This is a genomic window from Rathayibacter sp. AY1E3, from assembly GCF_002932235.1.
GTDB lineage: Bacteria > Actinomycetota > Actinomycetes > Actinomycetales > Microbacteriaceae > Rathayibacter.
This window is the reverse complement of record NZ_PSVN01000019.1, coordinates 27,247-52,875: the sequence shown is the minus strand read 5'-3', so window position 1 is coordinate 52,875 and position 25,629 is coordinate 27,247. Positions and strand designations below refer to the sequence as shown.

Sequence of the window (25,629 nt, the reverse complement as noted above, 5' to 3'; positions counted from 1 at the left end):
AGGCCGGGGTATAAAATTGGCATTGAACATAGTGCACGCTGTTGAGTTCTCAAGAATCGGACACATCCCGCCTCCACACCAGAACGGTGCTTCACAACGGAAGTGATCGAAGAATTTGTTGCTTGCGTCATACGCGTCTTCTCGGTAGACTAGGAGAAGTTTCTTTCTCCCTGTCGCCGTGGCAACTTGTATAACTTAGCACATCCGCAGGCCGTGTCAAGTCCGGCTTCTTCGCGATGCCGTCACGCTCATAGGCGCTCCGACGTTGCTCGGTTCAGGACCTGAGTCCTGCGCCGGGCGGCGAAGTTGCTGGATCCGAGGGATCCTGCGAAGGCTTTACATCCGTGCGGCAGACCTGCTCCGAAAAGCTGTCTTGCCGAGTGGATGGTCCCGATTGAGGCCGGGACGTAGGAGCTGCTGCTCTTTCCGTTTCCCTGCGGCCTTTGTGGCGACTCGGAATAAGTTACGCAGCGATCGCGGTGCTGTCAAACGACGGGCCGAAATCGCACATCCCGGGCGTGTCGGGATCAGGGGTCCTCCCCGTCGGCGCCCGGTTCCGCGGGCGGATCCGGGCGCCGAGCCGGCTGCATCGGACCGACGCGGGCACCCGCGCGCGCGGGATCCGACTCCACCGAGTGGAAGGACCCTCCCTGGAAACGACGAGGAGCGCGCGACCGGGATCGCTCCGGTACCGCGCGCTCCTCGAGGGGATGCCGGGACTACGCCCCGATGCCGACCGCCTCGGGGGAGACGTCCGCACCGGGAGCCGAGGGCTCGAGCGCCTCGGCGACGCGCTGCGAGAGCGACGAGTCGACGTTCGCCCAGTACTGGAGCACGCGCTGCCGTAGCTCCGGACGGGTGACCTTCGACACGTGGCCGGCGATGTTCGCGACCAGGCGGGCGCGCGCGTCGTCGTCGAGGACCTCGCGGTAGAGCGTCCCCGCCTGACCGAAGTCGTCGTCCTCCGGGTGGAGGGTCGCCACGGCGCGCGTCAGCTCGCCGTCGGTCTCCCAGCCGGCCGACTCCGCCGCCCGGGCGGGATCGGCGTGGGCGCCGCCCATCGTGTTCGGCGCGTAGACGGGCACCTCGGACTTCTGGAAGTCGAACCGCATGGGGCCGTCCTTCGAGTACGAGTGCACCGGCGACTTCGGCGCGTTCACCGGCAGCTGCGCGTGGTTGGTCCCCACGCGGTAGCGGTGCGCGTCGGCGTAGCTGAAGATGCGCGCGAGGAGCATCTTGTCGGGGCTGGCCGCGATCCCGGGCACGAAGTTCGAGGGGGCGAACGCCGCCTGCTCGATCTGCGCGAAGTAGTTCTCGGGGTTCCTGTCGAGCGTCATGGTGCCGACCTCGATCAGCGGGTAGTCCGCGTGCGGCCAGACCTTGGTGAGGTCGAACGGGTTGAACCGGTAGCTCTTCGCGTCCTCGTACGGCATGACCTGCACGGACAGCGTCCACGAGGGGAAGTCGCCGCGGTCGATGGCGGAGGACAGGTCGCGGAGGTGGAAGTCCGCGTCCTCACCGGCGATCTGGTCGGCCTGCTCCTGGCTCAGGATCTCGACGCCCTGATCGGTCTTGAAGTGGTACTTGACCCAGAAGCGCTCGCCGGCGGCGTTGATCCACTGGTAGGTGTGCGAGCCGAAGCCGTCCATGTGCCGCCACGAGGAGGGGAGGCCGCGGTCGCCCATGAGCCATGTGACCTGGTGGGCCGACTCGGGCGAGAGGGTCCAGAAGTCCCACTGCATGTCGTGGTCGCGCAGGTGGTTGCCGGGCAGGCGCTTCTGCGAGCGGATGAAGTCGGGGAACTTGATGCCGTCGCGGATGAAGAAGACGGGGGTGTTATTGCCGACGAGGTCGTAGTTGCCCTCGCTCGTGTAGAACTTCAGCGCGAAGCCGCGGGGGTCGCGCCAGGTGTCGGGCGAGCCCTGCTCGCCGGCGACCGTGGAGAACCGCGCGAGCATCTCGGTCTCGACTCCGGGCTGGAAGAGCGCGGCACGCGTGTAGGCGCTGACGTCGGCGGTGGTGGTGAAGCGTCCGAAGGCTCCGCCGCCCTTGGCGTGGACGACCCGCTCCGGGATGCGCTCGCGGTTGAACTGGGCCAGCTTCTCGACGAGGTAGTGGTCGTGGAGCGCGAGGGGTCCGTCGGCTCCGACGCTCAGCGAGTGGTCGTCACTCGCGACCGGTGCTCCGGAGTTCGTGGTGGTGAATCGTTCCTCGGTCATGTTCCTCCTGTCGGCGAGGGGCACGGAGCCCGCCGCTGCGGTGTAGCGGATGTCGGTCAGTGGGCCAGGGCCAGGCAGTCGGGGCAGGTGCCCCAGAACGTGACGTCGGCGGTGTCCACGGCGAAGCCGCTCGCGGTCTGCGGATGCAGGCACGGCGCCTCCCCGACGACGCAGTCGACGTCGGCCACGGCCCCGCAGCGCCGGCACACCACGTGGTGGTGGTTGTCGCCGACCCGCAGCTCGAACCGGCGGGGGTGGCCCTCCGGCTCGATGCGGCGGACGATCCCGGCGTCGGTGAACGCCGAGAGCACTCCGTAGACGGCCTGGGCCGAGGCCTCGGGGAGGCCCTCGCGCACTCGGGCCAGGACCGCGTCGACCCCGGAGTGCGGGTGCTCCTCGAGAGCGAGGAGCACCGCGCGCCGGGTGGCGGTGACCTTGAGCCCGGAGGCTCGGAGCCGCTCGTCCACTGTCGTCATGCCGAGGACACTACCCGAGTTGTCTTGAGCGGATCAAAACAACGGGCGGCGTGGCGCGCTCGTCCGGGTGAACGGCCGGGAACGCTCCGGCGGCCACGCGGAGGCTCCGATCAGGCGACCGGACCCTCGACCAGCACGACCTGGGCGGAGCGGGCGGCGCCCGCGGAGTCGGTCCACGAGATCGTCACCGACTCCCCGGGCTCGCGCTGCGCGAGCGAGGCGGACAGCTGGTCGGCCGAGGCGACGGCGACCCCGTCGACCGCGGTGACGACGTCCCCCGCCTCGAGGCCCGCCTGCGCGGCCGGCCCGCCCTCGACGACTCCGCCGATCACGGCGCCGGACTCGGTGGTCGCGAGCGCGCGCGAGGTCGGCGACGCGGTGCCGGAGGAGAGGGAGACGCCGAGGAAGGCCGGATAGCCGATCTCGACGGTGGCCGTGTCGGCGCCCGCCTCGATGGTGGCCACGATGTCCAGGGCCTTCGAGATCGGGATCGCGAAGCCGGTGATGTCGGCCGTTCCGCTGGAGGCGGCGGTGTCCATCCCCACGACGCGGCCGGCGGAGTCGACGAGCGGGCCGCCGGAGTCGCCGGAGACGATGTCTGCGTCCGTCTGGATCAGCCCGGTCAGCGTCTCGGCGGAGATCCCCGACTCGGAGCGGGTGGTGATCTGCTGATCGAGACCGGTGACCGTGCCGGTGGCGGCGACCAGGTCGCCCGTCCCTCCCGCGTTGCCGACGGCGGTCACGGTGTCGCCCACAGCGACCCCGTCCGTGTCGAGCGAGGCGGGGGTGAGGCCGGAGGCGTCCTCCAGCTGCAGGACGGCGACGTCGTTCGTCGCGTCAGTGCCGACGACGCGGGCGGTGTAGCTGCGGCCCGTCGACTCCACCGTGACCGAGATCGCGGTGGCGCCCTCGACGACGTGGTTGTTGGTGAGGATCATGCCGTCCGAGGTGAGGATCATGCCGGTGCCGGCCGAGCGGGCGCCCTGGTAGGTGAGCTCGGAGGTGATCGTGACGACGCCGGCGGTCTGCGCGGTGCTCGCGGCCACGGCGTCGGTCGCGCCGGTGGCCGGCTCGGCGGCGGAGGAGCCGCCCTGCGTCGAGCCGTACGGGGAGGAGCCGCCCTGCGTCGAGCCGCCCTGCGTCGATCCGCCCCAGGAGGGGACGATCACGTACCCGCCGCCGAAGGATCCCCGCGAGCCGCCGGGGTAGACGATCGTGGCGGCGCCGGCCGAGGCGGAGGAGGCCGCCTCGGTGCGGCCGGCGGTGGCGACTCCGCCTGCTGTCACTCCGATCAGCACGGCGAGGCCGAGGCCGCCGGCGATCAGCGCCCGACGACGACGACGACGGTCGTCCGCGCGCAGCGCGCGCACCTCGTCGGCGCCCGTCGCCTCGGTGATGGCGGGCTGGTCGGTGAGCTCTCGCTCGTCGGATTCGTGTCGCTCGTTCATGGTGTCGTCCTCGTGCCGGGGCCGCCCCTGACGGCGACCGGTTCCCATTCCACGCCCGGCCTCCCCGCGCAGCCTGGACGCTGCTTATGCGGTTCCTATGAGCGCTCGCCCCTCTGAATGGTTGTAGCTTCAACCAAAAGCGGGTAGCGTCTCCGCCGTGACCACCTCCTCCCCCGACCTGCTCGCTCCCGACACCGCGATGGGCGCGGTGACCCTCCGCGTCGCCGACCTCGACGGGATGATCGCCTACTACCGCGACGCCGTGACGCTCGAGCTGCTCTCGCACGACGGACCGGTCGCGGTGCTCGGCCGCGGCGGAGTGCCGGCCGTGATCCTCCAGCACGCGCCCGAGCTGGTGCACGCCTCGCCGCGCAGCGCCGGCCTCTTCCACACGGCGATCCTCTTCGAATCGGAGGCGGCGCTCGCCGCGGCCGTGTACAGCGTCGCGACCCGGCACCCCGGCTCGTTCACCGGCAGCTCCGACCACCTGGTCAGCAAGGCCTTCTACTTCGACGACCCCGAGCACAACGGCGTCGAGCTCTACTGGGACCGCGACCGCACGCAGTGGTCGTGGACGCACGGGCGGATCGAGATGAGCACGCTCTTCCTCGACCCGAACGCGTTCCTGCAGGAGCACCTCACCGAGGAGTCGATCGCGCAGCCGCGCCTCGGCGGCGCCTCCGTCGGCCACGTGCACCTGAGCGTGGGCGACGTCGCCACCGCGAAGGAGTTCTACGTCGACCGGCTCGGCTTCGAGACGACGATCGCGTACGGCGGGCAGGCGCTCTTCGTCTCGGCGGGCGGCTACCACCACCACATGGCGATGAACACCTGGAACTCTGCGGGCGCCGGACGCCGGCAGCAGGCCCTCGGCCTCGGACAGGTCGAGATCGTGGTTCCCGGCGCCGACGATCTCGGCGCGCTCGGCGAGCGGCTGACCCGCTCCGGAGTCGCCACCCGCGACGACGGCCGCACCCTCGCCTTCGAGGACCCCTGGGCGAACGCGATCCGCGTCACGACCTCCTGAGCGCCGCCGATCGCGGGGGACCCCCGCGGGTACGATGGTCGCGCGGAAGACCGCACTCCCCCGAGACTCCGGAGAACACGGTGCCCACGATCGTCGTTGAAGTCATGCCCAAGGCCGAGCTGCTCGACCCGCAGGGGAAGGCCGTCGCCGGCGCGCTCGCGCGGCTGGGCCACTCCGCCATCCACGGCGTGCGGGTGGGCAAGCGCTTCGAGATCACCGTCGACGAGGTGACCGACGAGGTGCGCGCCTCGGTGCAGCGCATCGCCGACGAGATGCTCTCGAACTCGGTGATCGAGGACGTCGTCGGGATCCACTACCCGGCGGAGGCCGCCCGATGAGGATCGGCGTCATCACCTTCCCCGGCTCGCTCGACGACCGCGACGCCCAGCGCGCCGTCCGGTTCGCGGGTGCGGAGCCGGTCGCGCTGTGGCACGGCGACCACGACCTCGACGGCGTCGACGCGATCGTCCTGCCCGGCGGCTTCTCCTACGGCGACTACCTGCGCTGCGGCGCCATCGCCTCCCACTCCCCGATCATGCGCGAGGTCGTCGACGCGGCGAACGCCGGGACCCCGGTCCTCGGCATCTGCAACGGCTTCCAGATGCTCACCGAGGCGCACCTGCTGCCCGGCGGCCTGATCGCGAACGACATCGGATCCTTCGTCTGCCGCGACCAGCGCCTGATGGTCGCGAGCACCGAGACCGCCTGGACGAACGGCTTCGAGCCCGGCCAGGAGATCACGATCCCGCTGAAGAACGGCGAGGGCGGCTACATCGCCTCGGCCGACACGCTGCTCGAGCTCGAGGCGGAGGGACGCGTCGTCGTCCGCTACCTCGGCCACAACCCGAACGGCTCCATGAACGACATCGCCGGCATCAGCAACCGCCGCGGCAATGTGGTGGGGCTCATGCCGCACCCGGAGCACGCCGTCGAGGAGGGCTTCGGGCCCGACACGGCCGCCGCGATGCGCTCGGGTGTGGACGGGCTGACCTTCTTCACGTCGGCGCTGAAGTCGCTGCTCGCCTCCGCCTGACGCATCCGGTCCGGCCGGCTCCGCCCGCCCGCGACGCACGAGACCCCCGGTTCCGGCCGGGGGTCTCGTGCGTGATGGGCGATGTTCGCGGGGCCGCTCAGGGACCGGTCAGGACCTCGGGCTCGGGGGTCATCGAGATGGTGGGGATCGAGGCGGTGATCACGGTGCCGTCGGAGCGGCGGGTGCCCTCGATGTCGGACGTGGTCGGCGCGCCGTGCAGGCGGCGGCCCTGGTGCGTGAGCGGGACGCGCACGGGGCTGCCGGCAGCGACGTGCACGCGCTCGTCGCGGACGGTGATCGCGGCGGAGTCGCCGGTCTCGACCGTCAACAGGACCTCGGTCTGCGTCACCTCGACGCGCACGCGCGTGCCGTGGAGGGTGATGCGGAAGGCGAGGCGGTCCCAGTCGTCGGGCAGGCGCGGGTCGAGCGTGATCCGCCCACCGTGGTCGCGCATCCCGCCGAAGCCGTAGACGAGGGCGCTCCAGACGCCGCCCGTCGAGGCGACGTGGATGCCGTCCGCGGTGTTGCGGTGCAGGTCGGCGAGGTCGACGAAGAGCGCCGACAGGAAGTAGTGGCGGGCCAGGTCGCTGTAGCCGACCTCGGCGGCGATGATCGACTGCACGACGGCCGAGAGGGTCGAGTCACCGGTGGTCAGCGCGTCGTAGTACTCGAAGTCGGCGCGCTTCTGCTCGGCGGTGAACTCGTTGCCCTGCAGCAGCAGCGCGAGCACGACGTCGGCCTGCTTGAGCACCTGGAAGCGGTAGATCACCAGCGGGTGGAAGTGCAGCAGCAGCGGGCGCTTGCTCGCGGGGGTGTTCTCGAGGTCCCACAGCTCCTTCTCGAGGAAGGCCGCGTCCTGCGGGTGGATGCCCGCCCGCGCGTCGAAGGGGATGTGCATCTTCTCGGCGGCGCGCGCCCACTCGAGCACCTCGCCCTCGTCGAGAGCGAGGCGGTCGGCCATCCGCTCGTACGCGGCGGGCTCGACGGCCTTCAGCAGCTCGACGGCGCGGGCGGCCGAGCGGAGGTTCGCCCGGGCCATGACGTTCGTGTACAGGTTGTCGTTGACGACGGTCGTGTACTCGTCCGGCCCCGTCACTCCGTGGATGTGGAAGTGGTCGTCGCCGTTGCTGCGCCAGAAGCCCAGATCGGCCCACATCCGCGCGGTCTCGACGAGGATGTCGATCGCTCCGCGGGCGAGGAAGTCGTCGTCGCCCGTGGCACCCACGTACTGCATGAGCGCGTAGGAGATGTCGGCGTCGATGTGGTACTGAGCGGTGCCGGCGGCGTAGTACGCCGACGACTCCTGCCCGTTGATGGTGCGCCAGGGGAACAGCGCGCCGCGCTGGTTGAGCTCGGAGGCGCGCGCGCGGGCCGCCTCGAGCATGTTCTGCCGGAAGCGCAGGGCGTTCCGGGCGACGAGGGGCGCCGTGTAGCTGAGGAACGGGAGGACGTAGACCTCGGTGTCCCAGAAGTAGTGGCCGCCGTAGCCGGAGCCCGAGACGCCCTTGGCCGCGACTCCGCCGCCGTCGGTGCGGGCGGTGGACTGGGCGAGCTGGAAGAGGTTCCAGCGGGTGGCCTGCTGGATCGCGGGCTGGCCGTCCAGCTGCACGTCGGAGCGGGTCCAGAAGTCGTCGAGCCACTCGCGCTGCTTGACGAACTGCTCCTCGACCGGCGTCTCGCGGGCGCGGTCGAGCGTGCGGTCGCAGCGGTCGGCGAGCTCGCGCACGGGCACGCCGCGGGAGGTGTGGTAGGTCAGCGTCTTGACCAGGCGGACCGGCCGGCCGGCCTTGGCCTTCACGCGGTAGACGTGCTTGGCGAGGTCGTCGTCGATCTGGGAGGTCTGGTCCCACTCGTTCTCGGTCTCGAGCTGGTGCTCGGCGCCGCAGGCGACGGTCATCTGGGAGTTGGTGGTCCGGTAGCCGAGGAGGTAGCGGGTGCCGCTGACGCGCTTGAGGCGCGGCTGGAGCACGCGGTCCTCGAACGACTCCGCCTTGCGCGGGTCGAAGCCGGCCCCCTCGCTGCCGGAGGGGGCGTGGTACTCGTCGACGCCGTCCTGGCGGTTGAGGATCTGGCTCGAGATCAGCACGGACGCGTCGTGGTCGAGCATCTCGACCTCGTAGTCGAGGATCGCGAGGTGCCGGTCGGTGAAGGAGACGAGGCGGCGCGAGCGGATCAGGACGCGCTTGCCGGAGGGGGTGCGCCACTCCAGCTCGCGGGTGAGCACGCCGTTCGCGAAGTCGAGGCGGCGCGAGTAGGCGAGGACGTCGGCCTCGCTCAGCACGAAGGGCTCGTCGTCGACGTAGAGGCGGATGATCTTGGCATCCGGCACGTTGACGATGGTCTGGCCGACGCGGGCGAAGCCGAACGCCTCCTCCGCGTGGCGGATGGGCCAGGTCTCGTGGAACCCGTTGATGAAGGTGCCGTAGGCGTAGCCGTCACGCCCCTCCTCCACGTTGCCGCGGAGGCCGAGGTAGCCGTTGCCGGTGGCGAAGAGCGTCTCGGTGCGGCCCTGCAGCTCGGAGGCGAACTCGGTCTCGACGAGGGCCCACTCGTCGATCGGGAAGCGGTTCCGGTCGAGCGGGTCGGAGGTGATGGGGTTCATGCGGCGTCCTCGGGGGCGGGAGCGGTGGGGAGGAAGGGGAGCAGCTCGGCCAGGTCGTCCACGACCAGGTCGGCGCCGTGCTCGAGCAGGGTGTCGGCCCCGACTCCGCGGTCGACGCCGACGACGAGGCCGAATCCGCCCGCGCGGCCTGCCGCGACTCCGGAGTGCGCGTCCTCGAGGACGGCGCACTCGGCGGCCGGGAGGCCGAGGAGCTCGGCCGCGTAGAGGTAGGTGTCGGGCGCGGGCTTGCCGGCGATCGAGCGCTCGGCGGCGAGGAGCCCGTCCACGACGACCTCGAAGCGGTCGCGGAGGCCGGCCGCCTCGAGCACCGGCACGCCGTTGCGGGAGGAGGTGACGACGGCGACCTGCACGCCCGCGGCGATCGCGGCGTCGACGAAGCGGAGCGAGCCCGGGTAGGGAGCGACGCCGGTCTCGGCGAGGGTGCGGTTGAAGGCGTCGTTCTTGCGGTTGCCGAGCCCGCAGACGGTCTCGAGCGACGGGTCGTCCTCGGGCGCGCCCTCGGGGAGGGTGATGCCGCGCGAGGCGAGGAGCGCCCGGACGCCGTCGTACCGCGGGCGTCCGTCGATGTACCGGAAGTAGTCGGCGTCGGTGTAGCCCTCGGCGATCCCGCGCGAGGAGAGGTACTCCGTGAACAGCCGCGACCAGGCCTGCATGTGGACGTCGGCGGTCGGCGTGAGCACGCCGTCGAGGTCGAACAGGAGCGCGCGGACGCCGCGGAGGGCGGAGGCGTCGGGGCGCGTCGGGGATGCAGTCACGGCGGGGAGGACCTCTGATCGGGGGCAGGCGTTCGGCGGTTCCGCCGATGACGGTCGTCCGCCGCGGACTGCAGGTATCGTATACGCCCCCCGGCCGCCGTGTGGAACCGTTTACACGTCCGTCATCTGCGCGCCGCCGGGGGCGTCGATCCGCTCGGGGGCGAGGCGGTGCCGCCCGAGGGGGAGCATGAGCGGAGTGCCCGAGGTCGGGTCGGTGATGATGCGGCTGTCGAGGCCGAACACGGCGAGCACCGTCTCCTCGGTGAGCACCGCGGCCGGGCTGCCGGAGGCGTGCACCGCGCCGTGCGCGATCGCCACGAGGTGGTCGGCGTAGCGGGCGGCCATGTTGAGGTCGTGCAGCACCATCACCACCGTCGTCCCGCGGGTGCGGTTGAGGTCGACAAGCAGGTCGAGCACCTCGATCTGGTGGCTGACGTCGAGGAAGGTGGTCGGCTCGTCCAGCAGCAGCACGTCGGTCTCCTGCGCGAGGGCCATCGCGATCCAGACGCGCTGGCGCTGCCCGCCGCTGAGCTCGTCGACGGAGCGGTCGGCCAGGGCGGCGGTGTCGGTCGCGTCGAGCGCGGTCGCGACGGCCTCGTCGTCGTGCGCGCTCCAGCGGCTCAGCATCCCCTGGTGCGGATGGCGGCCTCGGCCGACGAGATCCGCGACGGTGATGCCCTCCGGGGCGATCGGCGACTGCGGGAGGAGGCCGAGCGTGCGGGCGAGCTGCTTCGCCGGCGTCCGGTGCACGGCCCTGCCGTCGAGCAGCACGGCGCCGGAGCGGGGCGCGAGCAGGCGCGACATCGAGCGCAGGAGCGTCGACTTGCCGCAGGCGTTCGCTCCGACGATCGCGGTGATGCGGCCGGGCGGGACGACGAGGTCGAGGCCGTCGACGACCGTCCGGTCGCCGTAGCCGAGGGTGACCCCCTCGGCCGTCAGGGTGTGCGCGGTGGTCACAGTGAGCCTCCCGCTCTGTTGCTGCGGACGATGAGGTAGACGAGGTACGGCGCCCCGAGGACGCCGGTGACCACTCCGACCGGATAGCGCAGGCCCAGCCCGAACTGCCCGACGAAGTCGGCGACGAGCACGAGCAGCGCGCCGACGAGGGCCGAGGGGATGAGGAGCGACGCGCCGGGCCCGATCAGGCGGGCGGCGATCGGGCCGGAGAGGAAGGCCACGAACGCGATCGGGCCGGCGGCGGCGGTCGCGAAGGCGATCAGCCCGACCGCCGCGACGATCACGACGAGGCGGGTGGCGTTCACGCGGATGCCGAGCGCGGAGGCGGTGTCGTCGCCGAGCTGCGTGGCGGAGAGATCGCGCGAGCGCGAGAGCAGGACGGGAGTGAGGACGACGACCGCGGCGAGGACCGGCACGACCTCGCTCCAGCTCGCGCCGTTGAGGCTCCCGGTGAGCCAGCGGGACGCCTCCTGCAGGTCCCACGCGGCGGCCTGCGAGAGCACGTAGGCGGTGAGGGAGTCGAGCATCGCGGCGACCCCGATGCCGATCAGGATCAGCCGGGTGCCGGCGACTCCGCTGCGGTAGGACAGGGCGTAGACGAGCAGGGCGACCACGAGTCCAGAGACGATCGCGAGGGCCGAGACCTGCGCGGCCCCGAGCGAGAGCGTCACGATCGCGAAGGCCGCGGCGGCGCTCGCCCCGGCGCTGATCCCGATGATGTCGGGGCTGGCGAGCGGGTTGCGGAGCATGGTCTGGAAGCTCACTCCGCCGAGCCCGAAGCACAGGCCCACCAGCAGGGCGAGGACGGCGCGCGGGAGGCGGAGGCGCCCGACGGTGAAGCTCGCGCCCGGCACCTGCTCGCCGAGGATCACGCGCAGCACCTCGTCGGGCGAGTAGACGGTCTGGCCGACCAGCAGGGAGACGGCGAGGACGGCCGCGATCAGGACAGCGAGCACGGCGACGACGACCCGGCGGCGGGCCCCGCGGCGGCGGCGGCCGGCCGCGACGGCGCGGGCGGTGGCGGAGGGCGCCTCGAGCAGCGCGGTCACAGCTCGCGCACCTTCTGGCGGCGGACGATCGCGATGAACACCGGGGCTCCGACCAGCGCGGTGACGATGCCCACGTCGATCTCGCTCGGGCGCGCGACGACGCGGCCGACGATGTCCGCCGCGATCAGGAGCACGGCGCCGGTCACCGCCGAGAACGGCAGCAGCCAGCGGTGGTCCACGCCGACGAGGAGGCGGCAGGCGTGCGGGACGACCAGGCCGACGAAGCCGATGGGCCCGGTGACCGCGGTCGTCGCTCCGCAGAGCACGACCGCGCCCAGGGCGGCCCCGCCGCGCGCGAGGGCGACCCGCTCCCCCAGGCCCGCGGCGAGCTCGTCGCCGAGCGCGAGGGTGTTGAGGCTCTTGGCCGAGAGAACGCAGAGGACGAGGCCGGCCAGGAGGAAGGGGAGCACCTGCGCGATGCTCGCGGACGTGGCGCCGCCCACTCCGCCGATCTGCCAGGAGCGGATGCCGCCCGCGATGTCGGCGCGCGGCAGGACGATCGCGCTGATGACCGAGACGAGCGCGGCCGAGGTGGCGGCGCCGGCCAGGGCGAGCTTGAGCGGAGTCGCGCCGCCGCGCCCGAGCGAACCGACCGTGTAGACGAAGACCGCGGCGACCGCGGCCCCGCCGATCGCGACCCAGACGTAGGCGGCGGAGCTCGTCAGCCCGAAGAAGACGATGCCCGTCACGACCGCGAGCGAGGCTCCGGTGTTCACCCCGAGGATGCCGGGGTCGGCCAGCGGATTGCGGGTCACCCCCTGCATCAGCACGCCGGCGACGCCGAGGGCCGCGCCCGCGATCGCGGCGAGCACGGTGCGCGGGATGCGCTTGGCGACCGCGGCCTGCGCGAATCCGTCCGTGGACCCGCCGAACGCGGCGACCACGTCGCTCCACGCCACCTCCCGCGACCCCACCAGCACCGAGACCACGGCGGCGGCGAGCAGCACGGCCACGGCCGCGACCAGCCAGAGGGCGCGCAGCCGCCTCGGGCGGCGCACGGCGGCGACGCCCGAGGCGGCGGGAGGAGCGGCGAGGGTCACGCGGGTCGGGTCCCGGCTCAGGCGGCCGGAGTGCTCTGCGCGGCCTTGGCGGCGGCCTCGTCGAGCAGGTCCAGGTAGTCGTCGAGGACCCACGAGATCGAGAGCGGCGTCGGGTTGGCGGCGGTGCCGAGCGGGGTGGAGGGCAGGCGCACGATGGCGTCGTCGGCGACCGCGGGGATCTGCGAGAGCAGCGGGTCGGCCTTGAGGGTGCTCACGAGCTCGTCGTCGCCGTAGGTGACGATCACGTCGACGTCGCTGAAGGCGTCGGCCTGCTCGGCGCTCTGCGTGAGCGAGAACTTGTCGGTCGCGGCGGAGGCGGTGGCGATGCTGCCCGGGGTGGCCATGCCGAGATCCTCGAAGAACGCGGGGCGGGTGTCGTGCGAGGTGTAGAAGCTGACCTGGCTGAGGTCCGTCGGGTCGACGTGGGTGAGGAACATCGCCGAGGTGCCGGCCAGCTGCGGGTGCGCGGCGACCTTCTCCTCGATCTCGCCCTCGAGCTCGGTGATCAGGGCGGCGCCCTCGTCGGCCCTGCCCATCGCCTCGCTGTTCAGCGTGATCATGTCGCGCCAGGAGGTGCCCCAGGCGGTCTCGGGGTAGGCGACGACGGGGGCGATCTCGCTCAGGGTGTCGTAGTCCTCCTGCGTGAGGCCGGAGTAGGCGGCGAGGATGACGTCCGGGTCGGTGTCCGAGACGGCCTCGAAGTCGATGCCGTCGGTCTCATCGAAGAGGACGGGGGTCTCGGCGCCGAGCTCGTCGAGCTTCTCGCTCACCCAGGGGAGGAGCCCGTCGCCGTCGTCGTCGCCGAAGTTGGCGGCGGCCATGCCCACGGGGACCACGCCCAGCGCGAGCGGGACCTCGTGGTTGGCCCAGTTGACGGTCGCCACGCGCTCGGGCGCCGACTCGATGGTGGTGGTGCCGAGAGCGTGCTCGATCGTGATCGGCGTGAAGCCGCTGTCTGCGGCGGCGTCGTCTCCGGCGGCCGAGCCGCTGCAGCCGGCGAGGCCGATCGTCAGCGCGGTGGCGGCGAGCAGGGCGAGGGGCGTGGTGGCGCGGAGCATGGGTCCCTTTCGAGAGGCTGTGCGGGAGGCGGCGCAGGGTCCGAGTGGACCGGCACTAAGGACAGCCTAACCAAAGAATGTGCGTGCTCTCAGCCCCGATTCCTCGCCTCCCGAGGTCGGAGGCGCCCCGAGGTGCCGCTCGCGGAGCCCGGAGGCGGCCCCGCCACGGCCGCGGACGTCACGCCGTCGCGAGCCTCTCGACGGTGCGCAGGTTCCGGGTCGTCGTGGTGGAGCGGTAGGCGGATCGGGCGAGGATCCGTGCGACCGGCGTGTCCGTCGAGGAGCCGCGCGGGCAGCGCCAGTAGAGGACACCGGCGCCCCGGGCGACGAGCTCGACCGCCGGATCCGGCTCGCCGATCGCGGCCTGCGCGGCGTCGAGCGCCTCCTCGTCCGAGCCGAAGACGACGTACGGATGCGCCTCCTCGTCGATCCGCGGGAACGGGTAGGCGGCGAGCACCGCGGCGAGCGCCTCCTGCGTCACGAGCACGATCCAGGCGTCGTAGCCGAACCGCTCGGCGAGCGCCGCCTCGAGCGCGGGCTTCAGCTCGGCGGCCGGGCGGTCGGAGTCGAAGGCCGCGTTGCCGCTCGCGAGGACCGTCCGCACCCGGTCCACGCCGATCCCGGCGACCGTCTCGGCGAGCTCGGCGCTGCGGACGGTGCGGCCGTTGACGTTCACTCCGCGGAGGAGGGCGAGGAACCGGGTCATGCGGCCGACGGTAGCGTGACGGCATGGCGCGCGGAAGCGGACGACGACGACCCCGGCGGACCCTCGAGGAGGAGATCCTGCGGGCGAGCGAGCGCGGACCCGGGGCGAGGACGCGGGCGGAGACCGTCCCTCCCTCCGGACGCCGGCTGGTGGCGCCGCCCGCCTCGGGCACCCTGCTCCACGTCGACGTGGACGCGCTGGTGGCGCTCGCCGCGCGGGAGGACCTGCTGATCGCGCTGGAGCGGCGGATCGGCGAGCACGCGGTGGCCGCGACTCCGGTGCTCTCGTGGTGGTCGGCGACTCCGTCGGTCCCGGGCGAGGAGGAGGAGCGCCGGCTCGACGCGCTCGTGCTGCGGACGGTGGAGCTCGGGGCGGGGCCGGCCGAGGACGTGGACTCGCGGCTGGGGGAGCTGGCGCACGAGGGCGGTCTGGACGAGCTGGGCGCCGCGCTGGCGCTGCTCGCCCGGATCCCGGATCCGCCGGCGGCGTTCCAGGATCCGGACGGGTTCCTGCGCGTGACGGTCCCGGAGTCGCCGTTCGAGCGGCGGCTCGAGGTCCTCGCGGAGGCGCAGGGCCGGGCGGGCGAGCTGCTGGTTCTGCTGCGCGACTGCGCGTTCACCGCGACCCTGCCGCGGCGGCGCTCGGCGATCGCGGCGATGAGCGGGCGGATCAGGGCGGCCGCGGACCCGGGGCGCCTCGACTCCCGGCGGCTGGACGAGCTCGCGGAGGCGGTGGACGCGGCGCTCGAGAAGCGGTGGACCGTGCTCTGACGGCGGTCCGCGTTACGGGCGCGCCCGTCGCGGTGACCGTTCGCGCACCGGTTCAGCCCCCGCGCACCCCGGGTGAATAGGCTGGACGGATGCCTCTCACCGGTCTCGACCTCCGCCGCTTCCCCGCCGCCCTGAACGACGAGGGCGGTCCCGATGCCGCCACCACCGCGTGGGCCACCGCGATCAACGCGGGCTTCCACGAGAAGGAGTTCACGCCGGAGAAGCTGCGCGACTGGGCCGAGCACATGGTCGCCGACCAGCGCGTGCTCACCGCGGTCGTCGACTCCTCCGCCCCCGAGGGGCTCGACGGCGCGGGCGTGCCGGTCGGCACCTACGCGGCGTTCCCCGGGGCCCTGCAGGTCGGCGGCGGACGCGAGCTGCCGGCGCACCTCGTCTCGCAGGTGACCGTGCGGCCCACGCACCGGCGCCGCGGCATCCTGCGCGCGATGATCACCGAGGACCTGCGCCTGGCGAAGGAGGCCGGCACCCCGGTCGCCGCGCTCACGGCGAGCGAGGCCTCCATCTACCGCCGGTTCGGCTTCGGCCGCTCGGCCTTCACCCGCTCGATCCGCGTCGACACCGGGCCGCGCTTCGGCCTGCAGACCGAGCCCGCCGGCCGCGTCGAGGTGGTCGCGACGAGCTGGCTGCAGCCGCGCATCCCCGCGGTGTTCGCCGCGTTCCAGGCGTCGACCCCCGGCTCGCTGACCCGCCAGTCGCGCTACGAGGCGAACTCCGTCGGCACCGCGTCCGGCGAGACCACGCCCGGCCTCGACGTCCGCTCGGCCGTCCACCTCGACGAGGAGGGGACGCTCGACGGCTTCGTGACCTACCGCGCGGTCGGGCCCGAGGACGACAAGACCCTCGAGATCGTCGACCTCGTCGCCCCCGGCGCCGACGCCTATCTCGCGCTCTGGGGCTACCTCGGCGCGGTCGACCTCGCCTCCGCGGTGACCTGGGACATGGCGCCGGTGGACGATCCGCTGACCTGGGCGCTCCGCGACGCGCGCGTGGTGCAGGTGAGCCACGTGGGCGACCTGATCTGGTTGCGGATCCTCGACGTCGCCGCCGCGTTCTCGGCCCGGCCGTGGACCGCTGACGGCTCGGTCGTGGTCGAGGTGGCCGACGGGCTCGGGCTCGCCGACGGCCGCTACCGCCTCACCGCCTCGGGCGGCTCCGCCACCGTGGAGCGCACCGGGGACGAGGCCGAGCTCGCGCTGGACGTGGCCGACCTGGGCTCGCTGCTGCTGGGCTCGGTGCGGCCGTCGATCCTGGCGAAGGCCGGGCTGGCGCGCGTCACGGGCGAGGCGGGGCGGATGGACCGCCTGTTCGCGCCGATCGCGACGCCGTACTGCATCTCGTTCTTCTAGGGGGCACCGCCCGCTCGGCTGCAGCGCCCGCCCGGAGGCGTCCGGCTCCCGCGCCGCCGCCGTCCCGCGCACCTCAGCCGCCGCGGACTGCCAGCCGCCTCCGGGCGTCCGCGCATCCCGCGTCGGTCATGCTGGAGGACCCGTCCCCGACACCGGCAGGAGTTCCGCGTGGGTGTATCCGTGATCGTCGACGTCATCGTCGTGCTGAGCCTCATCGGCGCGCTCGTCGACGGTCTGCGGCGCGGCCTGCTCCGGACCCTCGGCGGTCTCGCCGGGATCGTCGCGGGCGCGATCGGCGCCTCGTTCGCCGTGCCCGCCGTCTCGTCGTGGACGGCCGGCAGCGAGTGGCGCCTGCTCGCCGTGATCGGCACCGCCGTGCTGCTGCTGGGCGTCGGCTACGCGATCGGAGCGACGCTCGGCGCGGTCATCGGCCGCGGAGCCGACCGCGTGAAGCTCGGCCTGCTCGACCGGCTCGCGGGCGGCGTCGCCGGCGTCGCGATCTCCGGCCTGGTCTGGATCGCCGTCACCTCGGCCGTCTCCCTCCTCGGCGTCCCCCTCGTCACGACCTCGGTCGCCGGATCGACGGTCATCCGCACGATCGACGACCTCACCCCCTCCCCCGTCCGCGCCTTCCTCGCCCAGCTGCAGTCGACCGTGGTCGACGAGGGCACGTCGTGGGTCGTCGAGGCGCTCGACGCTCCCACCCAGGCGCCCGCGATCCCGGAAGTCTCGACCGACGACCCGGAGGTCGCCGCCGCCACCCGCTCGGTCGTGCGCGTCTCCGGCACGGCCTGGGCCTGTGACGTCGGAGTGACGGGCAGCGGCTTCGTCGTCTCGGACGACCGCGTGATCACCAACGCGCACGTGGTCGGCGGAGTCTCGCAGCCGGTCGTCGAGGCGCCGGGCGAGGCCCCGCGCACCGGCCGGGTCGTCTACCTGGACCCGGCCGCCGACCTCGCCGTGATCGCCGTCGACGGGCTCGACGCCTCTCCGCTCCCGCTCGACGACGCCGTCGCCGCCGGGGACGACGCGGTGGTCGCGGGCTACCCCTTCGGCGGCCCGCTGACCCTCGGCTCGGCCGAGATCTCCTCCGACGCCACGGTCTCGCTGATGGTCGACGGAGCACCGACCTCACGGGAGGTGCTGACCCTCGCCGCCGTCGTCAATCAGGGCAACTCGGGCGGCCCGCTGCTCTCTCTCGAGGGCACCGTGTCGGGCGTCGTCTTCGGCAAGGCCGCCTCCGTCGACAACGTCGGCTACGCCATCCCGCTCTCGGTCCTCACTCCCGTGGTCGAGCAGGCCGCCTCGCTGACGGACGCCGTGGATCCGGGGGCCTGCCGCTCGAAGTGAGCGGTCACGGCAGCGGTCCGTCGACCAGCACGAGGGTGAGGTCGTCGAGCCGCACCGTCTCGGGCCGCGCCGTCTCGAGGTAGGCGGACACGCGCGGATCGACGGGGAAGCGCGCCGACCGCTCGATCGCGATGGCGACGATCCCGGCGGACGACGGATCGGTCGTCACCCGGTCGCCGATGTAGGGCACGTAGACGCCCGAGGACATGCCCTGCGCGAGGACCAGGCCGCCGTCGAGGCCGCGCTCGCGCAGCACGTCGGCCACCCGCGCGATCCCGGTCGGCCGCTCCTGGGCGATCCCCGCCGTGGTGGCGATCGCGATCACGAGGGAGGCGGCCAGCAGCACCGCGCCGGCGCCGCGGGCGAGGGGTGCGGGCAGCACGATCCCGCCGCGCAGCGCCTCCGCGATGCCGATGCCCGCCAGCGCGCAGAGGAGCCACGCCCACGCCGCGTAGTAGTGCGGCAGCGCGACCGAGCTGATCGCCAGGTGGAACACGAGGAGGAGCAGCGTCGCGGCGCCCAGGTAGAGCACCAGCGCGCGGCGCCGCGGAGCGAGCAGGGCCAGCAGGGTCCCGAGGAGCAGCACGGCGAGCGCCGCCGGCCCGATGCCGACGAGCATGAACCAGAGGTTCGCCCACCACGGAGGGAAGACGTACGCGGTCCCGGCGACCTCGATCAGATGGCCGTCGGCGTTGTGCTCGGACTGGAACTCGAGCAGGTACCGGACCGCCTCGACCGGGTGCACCGGCAGGTAGGCGAGCACCCCGGTGACGACGAACGCGACGGAGAGGGCGAGGCCGCCCCGCAGAGCCCGGGCCCTGCTCCCCGACCACAGCAGCGGCAGCAGGAGCACGGGCGCGAGGACCGCGGTGGTCAGCTTCGAGGTGACCGACAGCGCCAGCAGCGCACCGGCCAGTGCGATCAGCCAGCCGCTCCGCCTACCCGGCGAGGCGCGCGACCAGGTCCACGCCGCCGCCATCGCCGCGACGGCGAAGAGCACCATGAACGGCTCCAGGAGCGCGAGGCGGTCGATCCGGGTGCCGGCGCCCACGGCGGTGCGCGGGAGGAGGAGGAACAGGCCGGCCGGGACGAGCGCGAGCGTCGGGCCGAGCTCGCGCCGGAACCAGAGCCAGAGCGCCACCCCGGTGAGGAACGCGGCCGCGCCGGCGGCGATCCTGCCCGCGAGCAGCCCCTCGCCGAGCAGCACCTGCGCGAGCCCGATCAGGTACTTCGCCGTCGGCGGATGCTCGAGGTTCGCGCTCACGTCGCCGTGCAGGTAGTCCCACCCCGCGGCGAGGTACACGGGCTCGTCCGACGAGATGTTCGCCGCTCCGAGGTTCCCGAAGCACTGGTAGAGCCCCCACAGCACGGTCCCGATCAGAGCCGCCCGCTTCACCCGCCCGATCCTAGGCGCCGGTGCCCGCACCGCTCCACCGGAGGGCCCGGGCCGCGGCGACCGCGGCGGGTAGGATCGACGCGCATCCCGTCCCCCTCCCCTGGAGCCTCCAGCACATGGCAGACAGCCGCACCGCCGTTCCCGACACCACTGCGAACGCGGAGGCGACGCCCGAGCGGGAGCAGCCCTACGCGGCCCTCGGACTCAAGCCCGACGAGTACGCGGGCATCCGCGAGATCCTCGGCCGCCGCCCCACGAGCGGCGAGCTCGCGATGTACTCGGTGATGTGGAGCGAGCACTGCTCCTACAAGTCGTCGAAGATGTACCTCCGCCAGTTCGGGCAGAAGGTCTCCCCCGCCATGAAGAAGAACCTCATGGTCGGCATGGGCGAGAACGCCGGAGTGGTCGACGTCGGCGAGGGCTGGGCCGTCACCTTCAAGATCGAGAGCCACAACCACCCGAGCTACATCGAGCCCTTCCAGGGTGCGGCGACGGGGGTCGGCGGCATCGTCCGCGACATCATCTCGATGGGCGCCCGGCCGGTCGCGGTCATGGACGCGCTGCGCTTCGGGGCGATCGACGACCCCGACACCGCGCGCGTGGTGCACGGCGTCGTGGCCGGCATCTCCTTCTACGGCAACTGCCTCGGCCTGCCGAACATCGGCGGCGAGACCTACTTCGACTCGGTCTACCAGGGCAACCCGCTCGTCAACGCGCTGGGCGTCGGCGTCCTCCGCCACGAGGACCTGCACCTCGCGAACGCCCGCGGCGTCGGCAACAAGGTCGTGCTGTTCGGGGCGCGCACCGGAGGCGACGGCATCGGCGGCGCGTCGATCCTCGCCTCCGACACCTTCGCCGACGGCGGACCGACCAAGCGCCCCGCGGTGCAGGTCGGCGACCCGTTCGCCGAGAAGGTGCTCATCGAGTGCTGCCTCGAGCTGTTCCGCAAGGACCTCGTCGAGGGCATCCAGGACCTGGGCGCCGCGGGCATCTCGTGCGCCACGTCGGAGCTGGCCTCCAACGGCGACGGCGGCATGTTCATCGAGCTCGACTCGGTGCTGCTGCGCGACCCGTCGCTCACGGCGGAGGAGATCCTCATGTCGGAGTCGCAGGAGCGGATGATGGCCGTCGTCACGCCCGAGAAGCTCGACGCGTTCCTCGAGGTCGTCGGCAAGTGGGACGTCGAGACCAGCGTGCTCGGCGAGGTCACCGACTCCGGCCGCCTCATCATCAACTGGCACGGCGAGGAGATCGTCAACGTCGACCCGCGCACCGTCGCGGTCGACGGCCCGGTCTACGAGCGCCCGATCGAGTACCCCTCCTGGCTCGACGCGCTGCAGGCCGACTCCTCCTCCCGCCTGCCCCGCTCGACCGGCGGCGACGCGCTGCGAGCCGAGACCCTGGCGCTGCTGGGCTCGGCGAACCTCGCCGACAAGAGCTGGATCACCTCGCAGTACGACCGCTACGTGCTCGGCAACACCGCGCTCAGCTACCCCGACGACGGCGGCATGGTCCGCGTCGACGAGGAGTCGGGCCTCGGCTTCGCGGTCGCGACCGACGCGAACGGGCGCTGGTGCCAGCTCGACCCGGCGCAGGGCGCCCGCCTGGCGCTGGCCGAGGCGTTCCGCAACGTCGCCGTCACTGGAGCGACCCCGGTCGCCGTCTCGGACTGCCTCAACTTCGGCAGCCCCGAGAACCCCGAGGTGATGTGGCAGTTCCGCGAGGCCGTGGGCGCGCTCGCCGACGCCTGCCTCGAGCTCGAGATCCCCGTCACCGGCGGCAACGTCTCGTTCTACAACCAGACCGGCGACGTGCCGATCTTCCCGACCCCGGTCGTCGGCGTCCTCGGCGTGATCGACGACGTCGCGCGCCGCATCCCCTCCGGCTGGCAGGACGAGGGCGACAACCTCTACCTCCTCGGCACCACCCGCGACGAGCTCGACGGCTCCGCGTGGGCCGGCACCATCCACGACCACCTCGGCGGGCTGCCCCCGCAGCTCGACCTGGCCGCCGAGCGCGCGCTGGCCGAGCTGATCTCGGCGGGCGCGAAGGAGTCGCTCATCGCCTCCGCCCACGACCTCGCCGACGGCGGGCTCGTGGTGGCGCTGGCCGAGTCGGCGCTGCGCTTCGGCGTCGGGGCGCGCATCTGGCTCGACGAGCTGATGGAGCGCGACGGCGTCGACGCGACGGCCGCGCTGTTCTCGGAGTCGACCGGCCGCGTGCTCGTGTCGGTGCCGCGCGAGGACGACGTGAAGTTCCGCGGGCTCTGCGAGGGCCGGGGCTACCCGGTGCTGCGCATCGGCGTGACCGACGCGGCGACCCCCGCGGTCGAGGTGCAGGGTCTCTTCACGCTGCCGCTGGACGAGCTGCGCTCGGTGAACGGCGCTGTACTGCCGCGCCACTTCGGCTGAGCCTCCGGGCGATCCGAGTCCGCAGGAGTCGCGGTGGTCGAGCTGGACCACCGCGACTTCTGCGGTACCGGCTCCGCTCCGGAGTTACGTGATTACGGAATCTTTGCAATAGTGGAGGCATGACCTCCTCCCGAGACCTCGCCGGCGAGGTCGACGAGCTCCGAGCGCGGCTGGACCGCCTCGAGCGCGCCGACACCCCCGCCGCGCCCGCCGCCGACGATCCGCTCTGGGCCCTGACCGCTCTCCGCGAGCGCCTGCCCTCTCCCGGCGGAGTCGTCTTCGCCGGCTCGGTCGCCACTCCGGCCGGCCCCGTCGAGTGGCAGTACGGCCTCAGCACCGACGCGTTCTTCGAGCGCGACTGGGGAGCGAGCCCTGGGCCGACCGCGCTCGCCGCGCTGGGCAGCCCCGTGCGCCTGCGGTTCCTGCAGGCGGTGGCCGGCGGAGTCGAGACCGTCGCGCAGCTCGCCGAGAGCGAGGGCGCGGGTACCACCGGACAGATCTACCACCACGTCAACCAGCTGGTCGCCGCCGGCTGGCTGGAGGCGCGCGGCCGCGGCCGCTACGGCGTTCCGCCGGAGCGGCTCGTCCCCCTGCTCGTGATCCTGCTCGCCTCCGGAGGACCCCGATGACCCGCCGCCGCCTCGCCCTCGCCGCCGCCTCCGCCGCGGCCGTCGTCCTGCTCGGCGGAGTGCTGCTCCGCCCCTCCGCTCCCACCCTCTCGACCGAGGCGACGGGCGACGCCGAGATCGCCGAGTGGCTCCGGACCGACGTCGGAGACGGGGCGCGGAACCACCTCGTCGCCGCCGTGATCACGCCCGACGGCGTGCGCTACGGCGGACTCGGAGCCGACGAGCGGACCGAGGTCGAGATCGGATCGGTCACCAAGACGATGACCGCGCTCCTCCTCGCCCGGAGCGTCGCCGACGGGACCGTCGGGCTCGAGGACCCCGCCGCCGAGCACGCCGACGTCGGCGGCTTCACCGGGACGCTCGAGGAGCTGGCGACCCACCGCTCCGGCCTGCCGCGCCTCCCCACCGGTGTCGGCGACCTCGCCTCGACGCTGTTCGCCCAGCTGCGCGGCACGGACCCCTACGCGGGCTGGTCGGCCGACGACGTCCTCCGGCAGGCCGCCGAGGCGGACCAGGGCGAGCACGTGCACGCCTACTCGAACCTCGGTGCGGCGGTGCTGGGCCAGACGCTCGCCCGCGCCGAGGGCCGCGACTACGCCGACCTCCTCCGCGAGCGCGTCCTCGATCCGCTCGGGATGACCGCGACCTCCGTCCCGGAGACCGCTGACGCCCTCCCCGCCGACGCGCCGACCGGCTTCTCGGCGAGCGGGCGGTCCGTCGACGCGTGGACGATGGCGGGCTACGCGCCGGCGGGCGGCGTCCGCTCCACGGCGGCGGACATGGCCCGCTACGCGCAGGCCCTCCTCACCGACGACCCCGCGCTGGGCGTGCCCGCCGCGAGCGTCCTGGATCCCCGGTTCGACGCCGACGGGGCGCGGATCGGCCTCGGCTGGTTCACCTCGGAGTCGGAGGACGGCGGATCCGTCACCTGGCACAACGGAGGGACCTCCGGCTACTCGACGATGCTCGCGATGGACCGGGAGCGCGGCGTTGCCGTGTTCGTCAACGGGGACACGGCGAGCTCGGTCGACGAGCTCGGCCTGCGCCTGCTGGAGCGCGCCGGGGAGGAGTCGTGATGATCGCTTCGATCCTCGTCCTGCTCGTCGTCGCGTTCACCGTCGGCCGCTTCGCCCTGGGGAGCATCCCCCGGCGCCGGGCGGCCGGGCTCCTCGACCGCGACCGCGTCCGGACGCTCGCCCGTGGCGTCGAGGCCGTCGCCGTGCTGCTGCTCGGGCGGGCGCTCGTCGACTGGTCGGCGCTGACGCTGCTCCCCTGGGCCGCGCTGGTGGCTCTCACCGCGGCCGGGGCGGCCGGCGCCGTGCTGCGCTGGGGCGGGCTGCCGTGGTTCGAGGACCCGGCGCGCCGCCGCTCGCGGACGACCGGGCTCGCGGCGACCGTCGCCGTGTCGGCGGTCCTGATCGGCGTCCTGGGCTGAGCGCCGCGCACGTGCCGTCGGATCCGCGCCTTCCGCGGTGGTCGCGTGCTGCTGCGAGGCGGGAGGAGTGGCGGCGGCGGAAGCGGCGTCAGCCGGTCTGCGCGGGGAGGTCGTCGGGCTCGGCGTTGTCGAGGACGCGGCCGTTCTGGTCGCCGACGCTCAGGACGGTCGCCGGGCGGAGGTTGAGGGTGTCGCCGCCGTAGAGGCTGTCGATGTCGACGCCGTCGCGGCGCACCGAGTTCAGCGCGGAGAGGTAGTCGGAGCTGATGCAGAACCGGTCCGCGATCCGCTCGCTGATGTCGCCCGCTGCCACCAGGTAGGAGGCCGGGGCGCCGTCGGAGGCGGTGCTCGCCGTCCCGGTCGCGCCGACGCGGGTGCCGCGGTCGCGCACGCGCTCGAGGTCGACGCCGTCGAGCGTCCCCTCGTCGAGCGCCTGGACGACGCACTCGCCCGAGACGTCCTCGACGGGTGCGGGAGTGGTCGAGACGCTCGGCACCGGCCGCGGCGTGGACTCGGCTCCGGCGGCGGGCGGTGCGGTGGAGGCGGTCGGCTCGGCGGGTGGGGCGGCGGGGCTCGTCGCCTCCGCCGTGCAGCCGGCGAGCAGGACCACGGCGGAGAGGGCGATCACGAGGCGCTGCGTCGTCCGGACCATTCCGCGACTCTAACCCGGCACCCGGGCGGCCGGGCGCCACCGCGCCCAGCGGGCTGCGGGCGATCCGGTCGAGGCCGCTGGACCCGGCCGACGCGCAGGCCCGAGGCGGGGCGCGGGGTGGCCCCTGGACGGCGCGCCCCCGATTGACCTCCCCCGTCGATCGCACCCATGCCGAGCACCTGTTGGACACGCGGCCCGAACCGGAGTCGACTGGGACCATGCAGTACACGCACCTCGGCCGCACCGGCCTGTCCGTCTCCCGCACCGTCCTCGGCACCATGAACTTCGGCATGCAGACCGAGGAGTCCGACTCGTTCGCGATCATGGACCGCGCGCACGAGCTCGGCGTCAACTTCTTCGACACGGCCAACGTGTACGGAGGCGAGGCCGGCCGCGGTGCCACCGAGGAGATCGTGGGCCGCTGGTTCGCGCAGGGCGGCGAGCGCCGCGAGCGCACCGTCCTCGCGACCAAGGTCTTCGGCGACATGGGCGAGTTCGCCGCTCCCGGAGCCGAGCGCGGCCGCGACTCCTGGCCCAACGGCGGCCGCCTCTCGGCGCTCACCCTGCGCCGCGCGCTCGACGAGAGCCTCCGCCGCCTGCAGACGGACCACATCGACCTCTACCAGTTCCACCACGTCGACCGGACGACGCCCTGGGACGAGATCTGGCAGGCGATGGAGGTCGCCGTCCAGCAGGGCAAGGTCCTCTACGTCGGCTCCAGCAACTTCGCCGGCTGGCACCTCGCCCAGGCGCAGGAGGCGGCGCGCGCCCGCCGCTTCACCGGCCTCGCCTCCGAGCAGTCGATCTACAACCTGCTCGTCCGCGACGTCGAGCGCGAGGTCCTGCCCGCCGCGCTGCACTACGGGCTCGGCGTCATCCCCTGGTCGCCGCTGCAGGGCGGACTGCTGGGCGGCGTGCTCGAGAAGACCGCGGAGGGCGGGCGCCGCTCCTCCGAGCGCACCCTCGCCGCGATCGAGGAGCACCGCCCCGCCCTGGAGCAGTGGGAGGCGTTCGCCCGCGAGCGCGGCGAGGCGCCCGGCGAGCTGGCGCTGGCGTGGCTCCTCCACCAGCCCGCCGTCACCGGTCCGATCACCGGGCCGCGGACGCTCGAGCAGCTCGAGAGCGCCGTCGCCGCCGTCGACATCACCCTCGACTCGGAGGCCCTCGCGCGCCTCGACGAGATCTTCCCCGGCCACCGGACCGCCCCCGAGGACTACGCCTGGTGACC

23 protein-coding genes are annotated in these 25,629 nt (G+C 73.1%); 11 read left to right on the top strand and 12 right to left on the bottom strand.

The window, feature by feature from the left end; all coding sequences use genetic code 11:
• Positions 1-719: 719 nt before the first annotated feature.
• The 3 genes from C5C53_RS14200 to C5C53_RS17325 all read right to left on the bottom strand — a co-directional run bounded on the left by C5C53_RS14200 (position 720) and on the right by C5C53_RS17325 (position 4,143).
• Positions 720-2,219 carry a catalase gene (locus tag C5C53_RS14200; RefSeq protein WP_104267820.1) on the bottom strand — a complete coding sequence of 500 codons (1,500 nt, stop codon included), beginning with the start codon at positions 2,217-2,219 and terminating at the stop codon, positions 720-722.
• 56 nt (positions 2,220-2,275) lie between these two features.
• Complete coding sequence (locus tag C5C53_RS14195; RefSeq protein ID WP_104222735.1) at positions 2,276-2,695, bottom strand: Fur family transcriptional regulator; 420 nt, start codon at positions 2,693-2,695, stop codon at positions 2,276-2,278.
• 110 nt (positions 2,696-2,805) lie between these two features.
• The gene (locus C5C53_RS17325) at positions 2,806-4,143 is read right to left on the bottom strand and encodes a S1C family serine protease (protein ID WP_146084678.1); all 1,338 of its coding nucleotides are present in this window, start codon (positions 4,141-4,143) and stop codon (positions 2,806-2,808) included.
• Between the two features lie 199 nt (positions 4,144-4,342).
• Between C5C53_RS17325 and C5C53_RS14185 the strand changes: the two genes are divergently transcribed.
• The 3 genes from C5C53_RS14185 to purQ all read left to right on the top strand — a co-directional run bounded on the left by C5C53_RS14185 (position 4,343) and on the right by purQ (position 6,203).
• Positions 4,343-5,170, top strand: coding sequence for a VOC family protein (locus C5C53_RS14185; protein WP_104267823.1), 828 nt, complete (start codon positions 4,343-4,345; stop codon positions 5,168-5,170).
• 80 nt (positions 5,171-5,250) lie between these two features.
• Positions 5,251-5,508, top strand: a complete 258-nt coding sequence (purS, locus tag C5C53_RS14180; protein ID WP_104267819.1) for a phosphoribosylformylglycinamidine synthase subunit PurS — start codon at positions 5,251-5,253, stop codon at positions 5,506-5,508.
• A complete protein-coding gene (gene purQ, locus C5C53_RS14175) occupies positions 5,505-6,203 on the top strand; it encodes a phosphoribosylformylglycinamidine synthase subunit PurQ (protein ID WP_104222737.1) in 699 nt (232 codons plus the stop codon). The genes purS and purQ overlap by 4 nt, the downstream gene beginning before the upstream one ends.
• A gap of 97 nt (positions 6,204-6,300) precedes the next feature.
• On the opposite strand, the gene C5C53_RS14170 is transcribed toward purQ, so the two are convergent.
• The 7 genes from C5C53_RS14170 to C5C53_RS14140 form a co-directional block, all read right to left on the bottom strand.
• A complete protein-coding gene (locus tag C5C53_RS14170) occupies positions 6,301-8,805 on the bottom strand; it encodes a glycoside hydrolase family 65 protein (protein ID WP_104222738.1) in 2,505 nt (834 codons plus the stop codon).
• Entirely contained in the window at positions 8,802-9,581 is a 780-nt protein-coding gene (locus tag C5C53_RS14165; protein ID WP_104222739.1) for an HAD family phosphatase, read from the bottom strand. Before C5C53_RS14165 ends, C5C53_RS14170 begins: the two co-directional genes overlap by 4 nt.
• A gap of 111 nt (positions 9,582-9,692) precedes the next feature.
• On the bottom strand, positions 9,693-10,538 hold the full coding sequence (locus tag C5C53_RS14160; RefSeq protein ID WP_104267818.1) for an ABC transporter ATP-binding protein: 846 nt from the start codon (positions 10,536-10,538) through the stop codon (positions 9,693-9,695).
• Positions 10,535-11,587 carry an iron chelate uptake ABC transporter family permease subunit gene (locus C5C53_RS14155; protein ID WP_258075433.1) on the bottom strand — a complete coding sequence of 351 codons (1,053 nt, stop codon included), beginning with the start codon at positions 11,585-11,587 and terminating at the stop codon, positions 10,535-10,537. The genes C5C53_RS14160 and C5C53_RS14155 overlap by 4 nt, the downstream gene beginning before the upstream one ends.
• Positions 11,584-12,627 (bottom strand): iron ABC transporter permease, encoded by a 1,044-nt coding sequence (locus tag C5C53_RS14150; RefSeq protein ID WP_104234258.1) that lies wholly within the window; start codon positions 12,625-12,627, stop codon positions 11,584-11,586. Before C5C53_RS14150 ends, C5C53_RS14155 begins: the two co-directional genes overlap by 4 nt.
• Before the next feature lie 17 nt (positions 12,628-12,644).
• Positions 12,645-13,685, bottom strand: coding sequence for an iron-siderophore ABC transporter substrate-binding protein (locus C5C53_RS14145; protein WP_104262643.1), 1,041 nt, complete (start codon positions 13,683-13,685; stop codon positions 12,645-12,647).
• A gap of 178 nt (positions 13,686-13,863) precedes the next feature.
• A complete protein-coding gene (locus C5C53_RS14140) occupies positions 13,864-14,391 on the bottom strand; it encodes a DUF1697 domain-containing protein (RefSeq protein WP_104267817.1) in 528 nt (175 codons plus the stop codon).
• 23 nt (positions 14,392-14,414) lie between these two features.
• Here C5C53_RS14140 and C5C53_RS14135 point away from each other — a divergent pair, with 23 nt between their 5' ends.
• The 3 genes from C5C53_RS14135 (at position 14,415) to C5C53_RS14125 (ending at position 17,878) form a co-directional block, all read left to right on the top strand.
• Complete coding sequence (locus C5C53_RS14135) at positions 14,415-15,161, top strand: DUF2254 family protein (RefSeq protein ID WP_104267816.1); 747 nt, start codon at positions 14,415-14,417, stop codon at positions 15,159-15,161.
• Between the two features lie 89 nt (positions 15,162-15,250).
• Positions 15,251-16,528: a GNAT family N-acetyltransferase gene (locus C5C53_RS14130; RefSeq protein WP_104262640.1), complete on the top strand. Its 1,278-nt coding sequence runs from the start codon at positions 15,251-15,253 to the stop codon at positions 16,526-16,528.
• Positions 16,529-16,696: 168 nt separating this feature from the next.
• Complete coding sequence (locus tag C5C53_RS14125; RefSeq protein ID WP_104267815.1) at positions 16,697-17,878, top strand: MarP family serine protease; 1,182 nt, start codon at positions 16,697-16,699, stop codon at positions 17,876-17,878.
• A 4-nt stretch (positions 17,879-17,882) separates the two neighbouring features.
• On the opposite strand, the gene C5C53_RS14120 is transcribed toward C5C53_RS14125, so the two are convergent.
• Positions 17,883-19,274: a glycosyltransferase family 39 protein gene (locus C5C53_RS14120; RefSeq protein WP_181127775.1), complete on the bottom strand. Its 1,392-nt coding sequence runs from the start codon at positions 19,272-19,274 to the stop codon at positions 17,883-17,885.
• 116 nt (positions 19,275-19,390) lie between these two features.
• Between C5C53_RS14120 and purL the strand changes: the two genes are divergently transcribed.
• From purL to C5C53_RS14100, 4 genes are all read left to right on the top strand, one after another.
• Positions 19,391-21,685 (top strand): phosphoribosylformylglycinamidine synthase subunit PurL, encoded by a 2,295-nt coding sequence (gene purL / locus C5C53_RS14115; RefSeq protein WP_104267813.1) that lies wholly within the window; start codon positions 19,391-19,393, stop codon positions 21,683-21,685.
• A gap of 119 nt (positions 21,686-21,804) precedes the next feature.
• Positions 21,805-22,314, top strand: a complete 510-nt coding sequence (locus tag C5C53_RS14110) for a helix-turn-helix transcriptional regulator (RefSeq protein ID WP_104222749.1) — start codon at positions 21,805-21,807, stop codon at positions 22,312-22,314.
• Entirely contained in the window at positions 22,311-23,390 is a 1,080-nt protein-coding gene (locus C5C53_RS14105; protein WP_104267812.1) for a serine hydrolase, read from the top strand. Before C5C53_RS14110 ends, C5C53_RS14105 begins: the two co-directional genes overlap by 4 nt.
• On the top strand, positions 23,390-23,749 hold the full coding sequence (locus C5C53_RS14100) for a hypothetical protein (protein ID WP_104267811.1): 360 nt from the start codon (positions 23,390-23,392) through the stop codon (positions 23,747-23,749). Before C5C53_RS14105 ends, C5C53_RS14100 begins: the two co-directional genes overlap by 1 nt.
• 88 nt (positions 23,750-23,837) lie before the next feature.
• Here C5C53_RS14100 and C5C53_RS14095 read toward each other — a convergent pair whose 3' ends face one another.
• On the bottom strand, positions 23,838-24,401 hold the full coding sequence (locus C5C53_RS14095) for a hypothetical protein (protein WP_104267810.1): 564 nt from the start codon (positions 24,399-24,401) through the stop codon (positions 23,838-23,840).
• Positions 24,402-24,619: 218 nt separating this feature from the next.
• Here C5C53_RS14095 and C5C53_RS14090 point away from each other — a divergent pair, with 218 nt between their 5' ends.
• Positions 24,620-25,627 (top strand): aldo/keto reductase, encoded by a 1,008-nt coding sequence (locus C5C53_RS14090; RefSeq protein ID WP_104267809.1) that lies wholly within the window; start codon positions 24,620-24,622, stop codon positions 25,625-25,627.
• Positions 25,628-25,629 lie beyond the last annotated feature (2 nt).

What these genes read in the sequence shown, in the direction of transcription:
- C5C53_RS14135 (WP_104267816.1), top strand. Translation starts at nt 14,415, where the DNA reads ATGGCGCGCGGAAGCGGACGACGACGACCCCGGCGGACCCTCGAGGAG.
- C5C53_RS14110 (WP_104222749.1), top strand. Translation starts at nt 21,805, where the DNA reads ATGACCTCCTCCCGAGACCTCGCCGGCGAGGTCGACGAGCTCCGAGCG.
- C5C53_RS14195 (WP_104222735.1), bottom strand. Translation starts at nt 2,695, where the DNA reads ATGACGACAGTGGACGAGCGGCTCCGAGCCTCCGGGCTCAAGGTCACC.
- C5C53_RS14145 (WP_104262643.1), bottom strand. Translation starts at nt 13,685, where the DNA reads ATGCTCCGCGCCACCACGCCCCTCGCCCTGCTCGCCGCCACCGCGCTG.
- C5C53_RS14090 (WP_104267809.1), top strand. Translation starts at nt 24,620, where the DNA reads ATGCAGTACACGCACCTCGGCCGCACCGGCCTGTCCGTCTCCCGCACC.
- C5C53_RS14095 (WP_104267810.1), bottom strand. Translation starts at nt 24,401, where the DNA reads ATGGTCCGGACGACGCAGCGCCTCGTGATCGCCCTCTCCGCCGTGGTC.
- C5C53_RS14170 (WP_104222738.1), bottom strand. Translation starts at nt 8,805, where the DNA reads ATGAACCCCATCACCTCCGACCCGCTCGACCGGAACCGCTTCCCGATC.
- C5C53_RS14200 (WP_104267820.1), bottom strand. Translation starts at nt 2,219, where the DNA reads ATGACCGAGGAACGATTCACCACCACGAACTCCGGAGCACCGGTCGCG.
- purL (WP_104267813.1), top strand. Translation starts at nt 19,391, where the DNA reads ATGGCAGACAGCCGCACCGCCGTTCCCGACACCACTGCGAACGCGGAG.
- C5C53_RS17325 (WP_146084678.1), bottom strand. Translation starts at nt 4,143, where the DNA reads ATGAACGAGCGACACGAATCCGACGAGCGAGAGCTCACCGACCAGCCC.
- C5C53_RS14130 (WP_104262640.1), top strand. Translation starts at nt 15,251, where the DNA reads ATGCCTCTCACCGGTCTCGACCTCCGCCGCTTCCCCGCCGCCCTGAAC.
- C5C53_RS14105 (WP_104267812.1), top strand. Translation starts at nt 22,311, where the DNA reads ATGACCCGCCGCCGCCTCGCCCTCGCCGCCGCCTCCGCCGCGGCCGTC.
- C5C53_RS14140 (WP_104267817.1), bottom strand. Translation starts at nt 14,391, where the DNA reads ATGACCCGGTTCCTCGCCCTCCTCCGCGGAGTGAACGTCAACGGCCGC.
- C5C53_RS14185 (WP_104267823.1), top strand. Translation starts at nt 4,343, where the DNA reads ATGGGCGCGGTGACCCTCCGCGTCGCCGACCTCGACGGGATGATCGCC.
- purQ (WP_104222737.1), top strand. Translation starts at nt 5,505, where the DNA reads ATGAGGATCGGCGTCATCACCTTCCCCGGCTCGCTCGACGACCGCGAC.
- C5C53_RS14100 (WP_104267811.1), top strand. Translation starts at nt 23,390, where the DNA reads ATGATCGCTTCGATCCTCGTCCTGCTCGTCGTCGCGTTCACCGTCGGC.